The sequence below is a fragment of the Kribbella sp. NPDC003557 genome, assembly GCF_040610805.1.
Taxonomy (GTDB): domain Bacteria; phylum Actinomycetota; class Actinomycetes; order Propionibacteriales; family Kribbellaceae; genus Kribbella.
In genome coordinates this window covers 557,918-571,176 of record NZ_JBEXMY010000004.1, presented here as the reverse complement: position 1 = coordinate 571,176, position 13,259 = coordinate 557,918, and the positions used below count along the sequence as shown (strand labels likewise).

General features: G+C 70.9%; 14 protein-coding genes. 9 read left to right on the top strand and 5 right to left on the bottom strand.

Going from position 1 to position 13,259, the window contains the following annotated elements:
* The first annotated feature begins 73 nt into the window (after positions 1–73).
* Complete coding sequence (locus ABZW60_RS19205; protein WP_355478534.1) at positions 74–772, top strand: response regulator transcription factor; 699 nt, start codon at positions 74–76, stop codon at positions 770–772.
* Positions 769–1,938, top strand: coding sequence for a HAMP domain-containing sensor histidine kinase (locus tag ABZW60_RS19200; RefSeq protein ID WP_355478532.1), 1,170 nt, complete (start codon positions 769–771; stop codon positions 1,936–1,938). The genes ABZW60_RS19205 and ABZW60_RS19200 overlap by 4 nt, the downstream gene beginning before the upstream one ends.
* Here the strand turns inward: ABZW60_RS19200 and ABZW60_RS19195 are convergent.
* Together ABZW60_RS19195 and ABZW60_RS19190 are read right to left on the bottom strand one after the other, a co-directional pair.
* Positions 1,918–2,943, bottom strand: coding sequence for an NAD-dependent epimerase/dehydratase family protein (locus ABZW60_RS19195; protein ID WP_355478530.1), 1,026 nt, complete (start codon positions 2,941–2,943; stop codon positions 1,918–1,920). The genes ABZW60_RS19200 and ABZW60_RS19195 overlap by 21 nt on opposite strands.
* Positions 2,940–3,737: an S-methyl-5'-thioadenosine phosphorylase gene (locus ABZW60_RS19190; RefSeq protein WP_355478528.1), complete on the bottom strand. Its 798-nt coding sequence runs from the start codon at positions 3,735–3,737 to the stop codon at positions 2,940–2,942. The genes ABZW60_RS19195 and ABZW60_RS19190 overlap by 4 nt, the downstream gene beginning before the upstream one ends.
* A gap of 116 nt (positions 3,738–3,853) precedes the next feature.
* Between ABZW60_RS19190 and ABZW60_RS19185 the strand changes: the two genes are divergently transcribed.
* Positions 3,854–4,348, top strand: coding sequence for a hypothetical protein (locus ABZW60_RS19185; RefSeq protein ID WP_355478526.1), 495 nt, complete (start codon positions 3,854–3,856; stop codon positions 4,346–4,348).
* Positions 4,345–5,277: an RNA polymerase subunit sigma-70 gene (locus tag ABZW60_RS19180; RefSeq protein ID WP_355478524.1), complete on the top strand. Its 933-nt coding sequence runs from the start codon at positions 4,345–4,347 to the stop codon at positions 5,275–5,277. The genes ABZW60_RS19185 and ABZW60_RS19180 overlap by 4 nt, the downstream gene beginning before the upstream one ends.
* Position 5,278: 1 nt before the next feature.
* Here the strand turns inward: ABZW60_RS19180 and ABZW60_RS19175 are convergent, their stop codons facing one another.
* Positions 5,279–6,934 carry a bifunctional 3'-5' exonuclease/DNA polymerase gene (locus tag ABZW60_RS19175; protein WP_355478522.1) on the bottom strand — a complete coding sequence of 552 codons (1,656 nt, stop codon included), beginning with the start codon at positions 6,932–6,934 and terminating at the stop codon, positions 5,279–5,281.
* Positions 6,935–7,001: 67 nt separating this feature from the next.
* On the opposite strand from ABZW60_RS19175, the gene ABZW60_RS19170 reads away from it, so the two are divergent.
* The 5 genes from ABZW60_RS19170 to ABZW60_RS19150 all read left to right on the top strand — a co-directional run bounded on the left by ABZW60_RS19170 (position 7,002) and on the right by ABZW60_RS19150 (position 11,289).
* Complete coding sequence (locus ABZW60_RS19170; protein ID WP_355478521.1) at positions 7,002–8,354, top strand: PLP-dependent aminotransferase family protein; 1,353 nt, start codon at positions 7,002–7,004, stop codon at positions 8,352–8,354.
* Between the two features lie 72 nt (positions 8,355–8,426).
* Complete coding sequence (gene pdxS / locus ABZW60_RS19165; protein WP_355478519.1) at positions 8,427–9,326, top strand: pyridoxal 5'-phosphate synthase lyase subunit PdxS; 900 nt, start codon at positions 8,427–8,429, stop codon at positions 9,324–9,326.
* Positions 9,323–9,904: a hypothetical protein gene (locus ABZW60_RS19160; protein WP_355478518.1), complete on the top strand. Its 582-nt coding sequence runs from the start codon at positions 9,323–9,325 to the stop codon at positions 9,902–9,904. Before pdxS ends, ABZW60_RS19160 begins: the two co-directional genes overlap by 4 nt.
* On the top strand, positions 9,901–10,494 hold the full coding sequence (gene pdxT, locus ABZW60_RS19155; protein WP_355478516.1) for a pyridoxal 5'-phosphate synthase glutaminase subunit PdxT: 594 nt from the start codon (positions 9,901–9,903) through the stop codon (positions 10,492–10,494). The genes ABZW60_RS19160 and pdxT overlap by 4 nt, the downstream gene beginning before the upstream one ends.
* Before the next feature lie 33 nt (positions 10,495–10,527).
* Positions 10,528–11,289: a YebC/PmpR family DNA-binding transcriptional regulator gene (locus tag ABZW60_RS19150; protein WP_355478514.1), complete on the top strand. Its 762-nt coding sequence runs from the start codon at positions 10,528–10,530 to the stop codon at positions 11,287–11,289.
* Between the two features lie 105 nt (positions 11,290–11,394).
* Here the strand turns inward: ABZW60_RS19150 and ABZW60_RS19145 are convergent, their stop codons facing one another.
* Both ABZW60_RS19145 and ABZW60_RS19140 read right to left on the bottom strand, forming a co-directional pair.
* Entirely contained in the window at positions 11,395–12,189 is a 795-nt protein-coding gene (locus ABZW60_RS19145; protein ID WP_355478512.1) for a hypothetical protein, read from the bottom strand.
* Between the two features lie 68 nt (positions 12,190–12,257).
* Positions 12,258–13,256: a rhamnogalacturonan acetylesterase gene (locus tag ABZW60_RS19140; protein WP_355478510.1), complete on the bottom strand. Its 999-nt coding sequence runs from the start codon at positions 13,254–13,256 to the stop codon at positions 12,258–12,260.
* Positions 13,257–13,259 lie beyond the last annotated feature (3 nt).

Genomic DNA, 13,259 nt, shown 5'->3' with positions numbered 1-13,259 from the left:
CGGGTCGCTTACGGCGTACTGCGTTCCGGTGCTGGTGCGGCGGCGGGGCGAGCGGAGGATCTACGCTCTGAGCGTGGCTACTCGTGTGCTTGTGGTGGACGACGACCCGACCGTGTCGAACGTGGTCTCGGCCTATCTGACCAAGGCCGGGTACGACGCCCGCGTGGTCGCGGACGGCGCGTCCGCGGTCGAGGTCTGGCAGCAGTGGAAGCCGTCCGTCGTCGTCCTCGACGTGATGCTTCCGGGGCTGTCCGGGCTCGAGGTCCTGCGCCGGATGCGCGCGGCTGACGACGGCGCCGCGGTGATCATGCTGTCCGCGCGTGGCGAGGAGGAGGACCGGCTGGTCGGGCTCGAGGTCGGCGCCGACGACTACGTGGTCAAGCCGTTCAGCCCGCGGGAGCTGACGTTGCGGGTGCAGGCGATGGTCCGGCGCGAGGAGCGGCTGGCCGGCCTGGACCTGACGCCGACGAAGCTGAGCGCCGGTCCGGTGATGGTCGACACCGCGGCGCGGCGCGCGTACCTCGGCGGGACCGAGCTGTCGCTGACGCACCGCGAGTTCGACCTGCTGGCGTACCTGGTGTCGCACGCCGGCAAGGCGTACACGAAGGCCGAGCTGCTGCGCCGTGTCTGGGGCTGGGACTTCGGCGACTCGTCCACCGTCACCGTGCACGTGCGGCGGTTGCGGGAGAAGATCGAGGCGGATCCGTCCGACCCGAAACTCGTGCTCACGGTGCCGCGCACCGGGTACCTGTTCGCGGGTGACGCCGGATGAACAGGGACATGGCGACCATCCTGGCGCTGACCACCCTGTGGACGCTGGTGGTGGCCGCGGTCGGGGCGGTCGTGCTGTGGCGGTTCCGGCGGCGGTCGTTGCGGATCACGATGATCGTGGCGGCGCTGGCCCCGATGGCCGGCGCACTGGCCGCGGTGCTGCAGAGCGTCCGCGCGATGTTCATCTCCGAGCACGACTCGTGGGTGGTGCTGTGGACGCTGGCGTTCGCGGCGCTGCTCGGGCTGGCGATGTCCGTCCTGCTCGGGCACTGGATCAGCGTCGGCTCGCGGGACGTCGGGCGGCGGCTGCGCCATCTCGGGACGTCGTACGAGCCGACCGAGTCCGCCGGCGGGGCGGTGCCGGCCGAGCTGTCCGCCTTGACCGACGAGCTGGAGATGACCCGGAAGAAGCTGGCCGCGTCGCATCAGCGTGAGCGGGCGCTGGAGACGAGCCGGCGGGAACTGGTCGCGTTCATGTCGCATGATCTGCGCACACCGCTGGCCGGCTTGCGGGCCGTTTCCGAGGGGCTCGAGGACGGCGTGATCGACGACGTACCGGGGGCGCTGCGGCAGATGCGGGCCACGGTCGACCGGATGACCGGGCTGGTGGACGACCTGTTCGAGCTGTCCCGGTTGTCGGCCGCGCCGCCACCGCGCCGGCGGTCGGCGGTCAGCCTGCGGGAGCTGGCCGAGGACGTCGCGGGGGAGAACAGCGAACACGCCCGGGCCGAAGGCGTCCAGCTCATGGTGTCGACGCCTTCCGGGGACGATCGGCTCGCTGTGCAAGGCGATCCGGACGAGCTGACGCGCGCCGTCACCAACCTGGTCGGCAACGCGATCCGGCACACGGCGCCGGGCGGGACGGTCACGCTGGCGGTCGATCGCGAGACCGACGGGCGGGTGCGGCTCGCGGTGACCGACGGCTGCGGCGGGATCCCGGCCGACGACCTGGACCGGGTGTTCGACGTCGGCTGGCGCGGCGACGAGCAGCGCACACCCGAGTCGGTCGACGGCCGGTCGAGCGGCGGCGGTGGTCTGGGACTGGCGATCGCGCGCGGCGTGGTCGAGTCCCACGACGGACAGATTGCCGTCAGCAACGTCGACGGCGGCTGTGCGTTCCAGATCGACCTTCCGCCGGTGCCGGTGCTAACCGGCCGAGCGGAGTAGATCGTTCAGGCCGGCGGGCAGGTCGTACGCCGGCTTCCAGCCCAGCTCGTCCTTCAAGCGGTCGGACGAGGCGGTGATGTGCCGGACGTCGCCGAGGCGGTACTGGCCGGTGACGACCGGCTCCGGGCCGCCGTACGCGCGGGCCAGTTCGGTGGCGACCTCGCCGATGGTGGTGACGGTGCCGGTGCCGACGTTGTACGCCCGGAACGCCGGCTGCTGGGGGACCGCGGCAGCCGACAGCGTGACCGCGGCCGCGACGTCGCGGACGTGCACGAAGTCGCGGCGCTGACCCCCGTCCTCGAAGACGCGCGGCGTCTCACCCCGCTCGAGCGCGGACCGGAAGATCGCGGCGACCCCGGCGTACGGCGTGTTCCGCGGCATGCCGGGCCCGTACACGTTGTGGAAGCGCAGCGCGGTGACCCGCCCGCCGGTCTCGCGGGCCCAGGTGGCGGCGAGATGCTCGCCGTTGAGCTTGCTGGCCGCGTACGCGTTCCGCGGATCCGGTACGGCGTCCTCGGTGACGAGACCCGGCCGGAGCGGGGCTCCACAGTGTGGGCAGGGTGGCTCGAAGTTGCCAGCGTCCAGATCGTCGGTCCGTCGGGGGCCCGGCGCGACCTGTCCGTGCTCGTCGCAGTCGTAGCGCCCCTCGCCGTACATGACCATCGAGCTGGCGTAGACGAAGTTGCGGACGGTGCCGAGGGACTTCAGGAGTACTGCCGTGCCGAGGCTGTTGGACGAGACGTAGTCGTCGATGTCGTCGAGGTGTACGCCGAGGCCGACCTTCGCGGCCAGGTGGATGACGGTGTCGACGCCGAGTACTGCCTCGGCCACGGTGTCGGCGTCGCGGATGTCGCCGATGATCAGGCCGGGTCGCGGCTCCGGCCGATGGGCATGCACATCCGGGCGGAAGGAGTCGAGGACTGTGACCTCGTGGCCCTCGGCAAGAAGCTGGTCGTGGACGTGGCGGCCGATGAAACCGGCTCCGCCGGTCAGGAGGACCTTCATCGCCCCACCTCGTCGGCGGCCGGTGCTGCCGCAGTGCCGTCGAGGGAGTGGCGGCAGGCGCAGTCTGCGTCCGGCTTCGGGAGTTCGCGGATCACGTCTCTGAGCAGTGCCTGCAGGCGCTCGATGCTGAGCTCGAACGCCTCGAAGACCTCCGCCTGGGTGACGCCCGTGCCGCTCTCCACGCCGGCGTCGTGGTCGGTGACGACGGCGATCGAGGTGTAGCAGAGCGCGAGTTCGCGGGCGATCGCCGCCTCCGGGGCGCCCGTCATGCCGACGACCGACCAGCCCTGCGCGGCGTGCCACCGGGACTCGGCGCGGGTCGAGAACCGCGGGCCGTTGATGACGACCATCGTGCCGTCGGGTACGACGTTGCCAGCGGCAATCACCGTGGCGCGGCCGGCCGGGCAGTACGGGTCGGCGGCGGAGGTGTGCACCACCGGCGCCTCGTCGTACACCGTGTGCGGCCGGCCCCACGTGCGGTCGACGTACTGGTCGGGGACCACGAACGTGCCGGGCGTCAGCTCTGGTCTGAGCGAGCCGACCGCACACGGGCCGAGAACCTGGCGGACGCCGAGCTCGCGCAGCGCCCACAGGTTCGCGCGGTAGTTGACCCGGTGCGGCGGGAACCGGTGGTCCGCACCGTGCCGCGGGATGAACGCCACCTCCCGCCCGTCGAGCTCACCGACGACCGGCGGCTCGCTCGGAGGGCCGAACGGGGTATCGACCTCGACCGACTGCGCACCCGACAGGAACGAATAGAACCCCGACCCACCGATCACACCGACATCAACCATGCCGCCGACGCTAGTCGCGCTGACCGCGATGACTACCGAATCCGGACGGACCGTCAGCGCTCCGTAATGGCCGGGGCCGGGTGGTGGTGGGCCGGGCGGTGAGGTTGGGTTGGGGTGTGGAGATCTCCTGGGTGCTGCTCGCCGTGGGGGCGGTGCTGTTGTTGTTCGGCGCCTACGCGAGCTGGACCGCCGGGCGGCTCGACCGGCTGCATCACCGTGTGGAGCTTGCTCGCGCGGCGCTGGAGACCGAACTCGCGCGCCGCTCTGCCCTGGTGGCTGAGCTGGCCGGCAGCGACATCCTGGACCCGGCGTCCGCGCTGCTCCTGCTCGACGCCGCCCATCGCGCCCGCGCCGCCTCGCTGGACGCGATCGAGGTCCGCGAGCAGGCCGAGTCCGCGCTCACCCGCGCGATCCACGCCACGGGCACCGAGATCGAACCCTGGGCAGGAGAACTGACCCTGGCCATGCGCCGCGTCCAGTTGGCGCGGCGGTTCCACAACGACGTCGTCGTTTCCACCCGCGAACTCCGGCGGCGCCGCCTCGTCACGTGGTTTCGCCTCGCCGGTCGTGCCCCGATGCCGACCACGATCGAGCTGGAGGACGGACGATGAGCAGCTTCGAGGAGGAGCTGGAGCGGTACCGGCACGAGTTGCGGGTGCACTGCTACCGGATGCTCGGGTCGTACGACGAGGCCGAGGATCTGGTGCAGGAGACGTTCTTGCGGGCGTGGCGGGCCCGAGGGGAGTTCGAGGGGCGGTCGTCGGTGCGGGCCTGGCTCTACCGGATCGCGACGAACGCGTGCATCGACGTACGACGGCCGCGGCGGGTGCTGCCGTACCAGTTGGAGCCGGCCTCGTTCCCCGCGACAGCGTTGCCGGCGCGGGAGGACCTGCCGTGGTTGCAGCCGTTCCCCGACGTACTGCTGGACCGGGCCGAGGAGCCGGACGCGGTCGCGATCCGCCGGGAGACGATCGAGCTGGCGTTCCTGATCGCGATCCAGCACCTGCCCGCGCGGCAGCGCGCCGTTCTCATCTTCCGCGACGTCCTCGGCTGGTCCGCACGCGAGACCGCGGCCGCCGTCGACCTGTCCGTCGCGGCGGTCAACTCCGCCCTCCAACGCGCCCGCCCGGTCCTGCGCGACCACCTCCCGTCGCACCGCTCGGAGTGGTCGGCCAGGGACTCGTCCGAGGCCGAACGCCAACTCCTCCGCCGCTATCTGACCGCCTGGGACAACGCCGACCCCGCCGCGCTCGCGGCCCTCATGCACGAAGACATCCGCATCACCATGCCGCCGTACCCGTTCTGGTTCTCAGGCATCGACGACGCGATCCGCTCCCTGACGCCCAACCTCAACCCCACCTATCGCGGCCACTGGCGCTTCGTCCCCACCACCATCAACCACCAACCCACCCTCGCCGCCTACCTGGAGAACCATCTCTTCGCCCTCGACGTCTTCCGCATGGAATCCGGCCGAATCGCCGAGATCACCGCCTTCGAAACCACGAACCACCGGCTGTACGAACTCCCGGCGACGCTCTGAGCTACTTGGCGTCGGCGTAGACCTCCACGGTGGCGGTGGTGAAGGCGAAGTTGGTGGGGGTGGGGCCGAAGGTCAGGGTGCCTGCGAGGTTGCTGGCGTGCTGGATGGCTTGGGTTACCTGGTCGGCTTCTTCGGTGGGGCAGTGGACGATGACCTCGTCGTGCTGGAAGAAGACGAGCTCCGCCTTGAGTGAGGCAAGGGATTGGCGGAGGGCGGCGAGGAGGAGGAGGGCCCAGTCGGCGGCGCTGCCTTGGACCACGAAGTTTCTGGTGAAGCGGCCGCGGGCTCTGGCGTGGCGGGGGTCTGTGGTGGGGATATCGGCGGGCGGACCCTCCAGCATGGCCTCGTCCAGGGGATGACCGCTCGGCGGGCAGGTCCGGCCCAGGTACGTGCGGACGAGCCGGCCCTCCTCGCCGGCGCGTGCCGCGTCGTCGACGTACGCGACCGCTTGCGGGAACCGTTTGCGTAGCATCGCGAGATTCTTCAGGCCGTCGCCCGACGTCTGCCCGTAGATCGCGCCCAGGACGGCGAGCTTCGCCTGCGCGCGGTCGCCGGAGAACGCCTGGTCCGAGACGGCCTTGTAGAGGTCCCCGGGGTCGGCGGCGACCTCCATCAAAGCCCGGTCGCGGGAGATCGCGGCGAGCACCCGCGGCTCGAGCTGGGACGCGTCGGCGACCACCAGCCGCCACCCGGGGTCGGCGACCACCGCGCGGCGGATCACCTTCGGGATCTGGAGCCCGCCGCCACCGTTGGTGACCCAGCGCCCGGACACGGTCCCGCCGGGCAGGAACCCGGGACGGAAACGCCCGTCGTGGACCCAGTCGTTCAGCCAGGACCAGCCGTTCGCCGTGTAGATCCGGTAGAGCTTCTTGTACTCCAGCAGCGGCGCGACCGCCGGATGGTCGAGGTGCTCGAGCTCCCACTTGCGCGTCGACTTCACCTGATACCCGGCCTGCTTGAACGCCTTCAGTACGTCGGCCGGCAGCTCGGGCCGCACCCGGTGCCCGAACGCCGCGGAGATCTCGTCGGCGAGCTCGGTCAGCCGCCGCGGCTCACCCGAGCCGGCGAACCGTTCGCCGAGCAGCTCGCTCAGCACCTCCCGGTGCGCGTCCGCGCTCCACGGCAGCCCGGCCAGGTCCATCTCGGCCGCGACCAGCATCGCGGACGACTCCGATGCCGTGAGCAACCGCATCCGGTCGGGATGCTCGGCCAGGGCGTGCCGCCGGAGCTGATCGGCATACACCCGCAGCAGCGCCTCGAACGGGACCGGCTCGACAGCGATCTCGAACAGCGACGACTGCTCGCCCGGCACGACGGCGCGCAGCGGCGGATCCGCCGGGACCGGGCGACCGCTGAGCCGCGCCCAGGCCGCCGCCGCGGACCGTGGCTCGCCGAGCCGACCCTCGTGGCCGAGCAGGAGACCCTCGGAGTTCTCGATGTCGTAGCACCGGTCCACCCGCACGCCGGCGGCGAGCAGCCGCGGGTAGATCTCCGCCGACGAACGCCACACCCACCGGGTGACCTGCGGCCGCGACGCCACGGACGCGACCAGGTCGGGCTCGTGCACGACCTCCCCGGCCGGCTGCCCGTCCGGGTGCAGGGCGACGAGCATCGCCCCGCCGCCCTCCTCCGGAGCGATCAGCCACCGTTCGTCCATGGGCAAATCCAAGCACCCGCGACGGACAGTCCGCAGCTCATGAGGCCAGTTGTGGCAGACTGGACTTATGTGGCGGGCGGGGGATCTGGACGCGGCGGACGGGACCAAGACCGAGCAGGTGGAGGGGCTGGTCCTGCGGCGGATCGAGCGCGGCGACCTGTCGATCGGGTCCCGGCTGCCGTCGGAGCGGGTGCTGGCGGAGCGGCTCGAGGTCAGCCGCGTGACCGTCGTACGAGCCCTGGAGAACCTGCGGCGCGACGGCGTACTGGAGACCAAACGCGGCTCCGGGACAGTGGTGCGGCCACTGGACCGGCTGCTCGACCCGGTCGCGCCGGCGTCAACAGTCACGGCAGGGGACAGGCCCGTGCTGGACCTGCGGTTCGCCACCACGGCCGCGCCGCACGACGTGGCTGAGGCGGCGGCGCAGATCGTGCAGGACGGACTGCCGCAGGCGATGGGAGGCGACGGGCCACCGCCAGGTGGATCGCAGGAGCTCCGTGCCGCGCTGGCCGAGCGTCTGACCGCAGAGGGTGTACCGACCGAGCCCGAGCAACTGACCCTCACGGTCGGCGCAGCAGCCGGTCTGAACGCGGCACTGGCCGGACTGGACCTCGGACCGGGCGTAGCGATCACCGAGACCCCGACGTACCCGGCTGCCTTCGACCTGCTGCGCAAACACCGGCTCGACGTGGCGGGCTGGCCTGCGGGTGTCTGGGACACCGACCAGCTGGCTCACCTCTGTCGGCGGCACCGGCCGAAGGTCATCTATCTGCAGGCCGACAACCACAACCCCACTGGTCTCAGCCTGCCCGCAGACCGGCGGCAGGCCGTTGTCGAGATAGCACGCAGGTACGGCGCCGCGCTGATCAGCGACGAGACCCTGCGGCCGCTGTGGCTGGCGAACGGGGAGCAGGCCGAGCCGCTGAGCCGCTATCCCAGAACGGTGAGTGTGGGCTCGCTGTCCAAGACCGTATGGGGCGGGTTGCGGGTCGGGTGGGTCCGGACGGGGAAGCAGTTGCGGCGGCGGATCAATACCGCGGCTCAGCTGAGTGTGCCCTCGCCCAGCGCACTGGATGATCTGCTGGCTCGGGCGATCGTGCCGAAGCTGGACAAGGTGATCGGCCGGCGCCGGACCAGGCTGCGGGCCAACCTGAACGCGCTGGAGACCGGACTCCGGACGCTCGGCGGTGTGGCGTGGCCCACGCCGACGGGCGGTATGACGCTGTGGCTCGAGCTGACCGAGACGCGCGCCCGCCGCGTCCTGGACGCAGCCCGCGAACAGGGCCTGCTGCTGGGCGCCGGCGACCTCTTCACGCCGGACGCCACCGATCGCCGGCACATCCGGATCCCGTTCACCGCCCCGCCGGCAACGCTCCGGCTCGTGGTCGCGCGGCTGGAGGAGGCGCTTCAGTCCACTTGATCCACGGTGGACTGAAGATCGATGCTCGTCACCTCCTAACCTGGGCAGTGAGCCCACGACCAGGAGGAAGTAGTGACGGAGAACCAGACCCCGCAGACCGGTACCGCCAAGGTGAAGCGCGGCATGGCCGAGATGCTCAAGGGCGGCGTGATCATGGACGTCGTCACCGCCGAGCAGGCCAAGATCGCCGAGGACGCCGGCGCGGTCGCGGTGATGGCGCTGGAGCGGGTCCCGGCCGACATCCGCGCGCAGGGCGGCGTCTCCCGGATGAGCGACCCGGACATGATCGACGGCATCATCAACGCCGTCTCGATCCCGGTGATGGCCAAGGCCCGGATCGGTCACTTCGTCGAGGCGCAGGTGCTGCAGAGCCTCGGGGTGGACTACATCGACGAGTCCGAGGTGCTCACCCCGGCCGACTACGCCAACCACATCGACAAGTGGCAGTTCACCGTACCGTTCGTCTGCGGCGCGACCAACCTGGGCGAGGCGCTGCGCCGGATCACCGAGGGCGCGGCGATGATCCGCTCCAAGGGCGAGGCCGGCACCGGTGACGTCTCCAACGCGACCACCCACATGCGCCAGATCCGCCAGGAGATCCGCAAGCTGCAGAACCTCCCGGAGGACGAGCTGTACGTCGCGGCGAAGGAGCTGCAGGCGCCGTACGAGCTGGTCAAGGAGGTCGCCGCGCTGGGCAAGCTGCCGGTCGTGCTGTTCACCGCCGGCGGGATCGCCACCCCGGCCGACGCCGCGATGATGATGCAGCTCGGCGCCGAGGGTGTCTTCGTCGGCTCCGGCATCTTCAAGTCCGGCAACCCGGCGCAGCGCGCCGAGGCGATCGTCAAGGCGACCACCTTCTACGACGACCCGGACGTGATCGCCAAGGTCTCCCGCGGTCTGGGCGAGGCGATGGTCGGCATCAACGTCGACGAGATCCCGCAGCCGCACCGTCTCGCCGAGCGCGGCTGGTGACGTCGGCCAAGAGCCCGGGCGGGCTGCCGTCGGTGGACGAGCGGACCGCCCGGGAGCTGCGCGGACTGGCCCGCGTGCTGGTCCGGTCCGGGTACGCCGACCACGCCGCGATCACGGCCGCGCTGACCGAGGCGGTGTCGGAGGACGCGCCCTCGATGGACCCGGCCGCGCTCGTGCCGCTGCTGATCGGCGAGGCGGTGATGGACCTCAACGAGGACGCTTCCAGCTGGCCGGCGACGACGGACCCGGACCGGCTGGACGCCGTACTGGCCGAGCTGGAGTCGCTGGGCCTGGTCGTGGTCCGGTACACGTCGGACCACCACGCGGCCCGGAAGGCGCTGGAGTCCGCGGAGCAGCCGCAGGGCCTGGTGTTCTTCACCGACACCGACGTCTGGCACGCGGTCGACTTCGGGATGCTCGAGCTGAAGCTCTGGCACCCGGACACCGCCAACGTCGCGCCCGGTGAGCCGCTGCTGGAGGACGTGCTCGCCCTGCTCCGGCAGCACGACCTGCCGGCGACGTTCGACGAGGGCCGGATCGAGGTCACGCTGACCTGGCAACGGAGAGTGAACCTATGACCGTGATCGGTGTGTTCGCGCTGCAGGGGAACGTGCGGGAGCACGTCGCGATGCTGCAGCAGGTCGGCGTCGAGGCGGTGCCGGTCCGCCGGCCCGCGGAGCTCGCCGCGGTCGACGCGCTGGTGCTGCCGGGCGGCGAGTCGACCACGATGGACAAGCTGGCCCGCGCGTTCGACCTGTTCGAGCCGCTGCAGAAGCGGATCGCGGACGGGATGCCGGTGTTCGGCACCTGCGCCGGGATGATCATGCTCGCGAACGAGATCACCGGCGGGATCGAGGGCCAGGAGACGCTCGGCGGGCTCGACGTCACGGTCCGGCGGAACGCCTTCGGGCGGCAGGTGGACTCGTTCGAGGCGGATCTCGAGTTCGCTGCGTTCGACACGCCGTACCACGCGGTATTCATCCGGGCACCGTGGGTGGAGCGCGTCGGCCGGGACGTGGAGGTACTCTCGACAGTGAGCTCGGGCCCCGCCACGGGTAGGATCGTCGCGGTCCGCCACGATCGGCTGCTGGCCACCTCGTTCCATCCGGAGATGACCGGGGACGCCAGGCTGCACGGGTACTTCGCCGATCTGGTCCGGGGCCGCTGAGTCTGTGTTGTAGGTAGAAGGGTTGGGTTCGCCATGTCAGGCCACTCCAAGTGGGCCACCACGAAGCACAAGAAGGCCGTCATCGACGCGAAGCGCGGCAAGCTCTTCGCGAAGCTGATCAAGAACATCGAGGTGGCCGCCCGGATGGGCGGTGGCGACCCCGGCGGGAACCCGACCCTGTACGACGCCATCCAGAAGGCGAAGAAGTCCTCGGTCCCGAACGACAACATCGACCGCGCGGTCAAGCGCGGCTCGGGTGCCGAGGCGGGCGGCGCGGAGTACCAGACGATCATGTACGAGGGCTACGGCCCGAACGGCGTGGCGATGCTGGTCGAGTGCCTCACCGACAACCGGAACCGGGCCGCCGCCGACGTGCGGACGGCGATGTCGCGCAACGGCGGCTCGCTCGCCGACCCGAACTCGGTCGCGTACCTGTTCAACCGCAAGGGCGTGATCGTCGTCGCCAAGGACCAGGACGGCAAGTCGCTGTCCGAGGACGACGTGATGGAGGCCGTGCTCGAGGCCGGCGCCGACGAGGTCAACGACCTCGGCGAGTCCTGGGAGGTCGTCACCGAGGCCACCGACATGGTCGCGGCCCGGACGGCGCTGCAGGACGCCGGGATCGACTACGACTCCGCCGACGTCCAGTTCGTCCCGTCGATGACGGTCGAGCTGGACGCCGACGGCGCCGGCAAGATCTTCCGCCTGATCGACGCCCTCGAGGACAGCGACGACGTCCAGAACGTCTACGCGAACTTCGACGTGTCGGACGACATCATGGAAAACGTCGGCTGATCGCGCCCGCGCGCATCGAAGTTCGCGCTTCGCGCAGTACTTGACTTCGTCTCCGACGAGGCAGACGTCTCGGACGAGATCATGGAAGCGGCCAACGCCTGACCGTCACATCCCGAGGGCCTTGCCGTCGATCACCTGCGCGGCCGGCGGGGCCTTCGGCGTGCTGACCTGGTCGTACTCGCTGAACGTCAGCGCGTCCTTGCTCGACGACTCCAGCCGGACCGGGCGTCCGGTGGCGGTGTCGACCCAGAGGGTGCCGTCGGTGTCGCGCAGCCCGATCGCGGTCACGCCGTCGACGGTCCGCGGCGCGGTCTTGCGGAGCGTGCCGGTCGGCTCGAACAGCGTGTCGAAGAACTTCGGCTTGCTGGCGAACGCGGCGAGCTCACCGAGGTCCTTGTCGGTCAGCGGCGTCTTGATCCAGCGTCCGCCGACCAGCGCGATCACGGCGTCCGCGTCCGCCTTCGGCGTGATCTGCGCGCGCCAGAACTTGTCGCTGATCTTCAGGTAGGCGGTCTTGCCGAGCACGATCAGCGAGAACGCGTCCCCGTTGAGGCTCATCGTGCCCTGACCGCCGGTCTTCGCGAGCCGGATGTCCAGCACGATCCGGTCCCCGTCGTCGGACAGCGATCCCTTCATCCGCACGCTGCCCGCGGCCTTCGCGGCGGCCTGCGCCTTCTCGAGGATCTTGCTCGCCGGCAGCCCGGCGATGTCGCTCGTCGGCGTGGCGGCCGGCGTTGTCGCCGGCGGCGCCGAGGACGGCGCGACGGCGGATGTCGTTCGTGTGGGTGTCGGCGTGGTCCCCAAGGCGTCGCCGGCTGCCGGGTCGGATCCCCGGCAACCAGCAACGAGTACAACCAGCACGCCCACCATCGCGCCGGCCGCCGTACGACGTGTCAGCATCTTGCTCCCCTCCCGCACTCCCCGTGCAGCTATTGAGGGAGATGCGGCCGGCGCGCGAAAAGTTGCGATCAGTTCCAGTAGCGGTCCTCCACCAGGCCCAGCTCCGCCAGCCCGGCCGCGACCAGACCGGCGTAGACAGTGGCGCCGTACTCCGACGTATGGGTGTCGTCGCGCTTCTCCCGGGTCAGGTACAGCGCCTTGGCGTCCTCCGGGCCGAGTGCCTCGACGAGGCCTTGCGTCCGGGCGGTGAGGTCGAGGAGATCGACCTGCTCGGCCGCCGCGACCGACCGCATCTCGGCCGGGAGATCGACGCCCAGACCGTTGACGATCAGGCCGGTCGCGTTGAGCTTCGTCCCGGTGAACCATCGGCGCACGATCGGCGTCACCAGCACCGGCGTCGCGCCGGCCGAGCGGATGCCGGTGACGATCTCGGTCAGGTTGGCCCGGTACTGCGCGGCCGTCGTCTGTTTGTCGTTGTGGCCGAACTGCACGAGTACGACGTCCCGCGGCCGCAGCTGCGGCCGCAGCGCCGCCCACATCGCCGGCTCGGCGAGGAACGACACCGTGCTCTCACCCGATCCCGAGTGGTTCACGACCGACAGCCCCTGCCCGAACCGGCCGGGCAGCCGTTGGCCCCAGCCCGTGTAGGGCGCTGTCTCCTGGTCGGTGACCGTGGAGTCACCGGCCAGGAACACCCGCCGGGTGCTGGGTGCCGCTGGGGTCACGACAACGTTCGCCGGGGTCGCGCCGGAGACGCGCAGCGTGAGGCCAGGGGTACCCGGCCCGCCGAAGCCGTTCTGCTGCCCCTCCGGATCCCGCACGTTGACGGTGAAGCGCAGGACCGGCTCCGTACTCCCGGACACCACCAGACGCCGGGCCTCGGCTTCCACGTCGACCGGCCCGTGCTCAGGACCGAACACCACCTTCACGTCGTAGTCGCCGGGCGGCACGTCGTACGTACAGACCACAGGAGCTGATCCGGTGCACTCCGACGGGACCGCTGCGGCGGCCGTCATCGGCTGTGCACCGAGCGCCAGCACGACCCCTGCGGCGAGCACGCGCAGCATGGC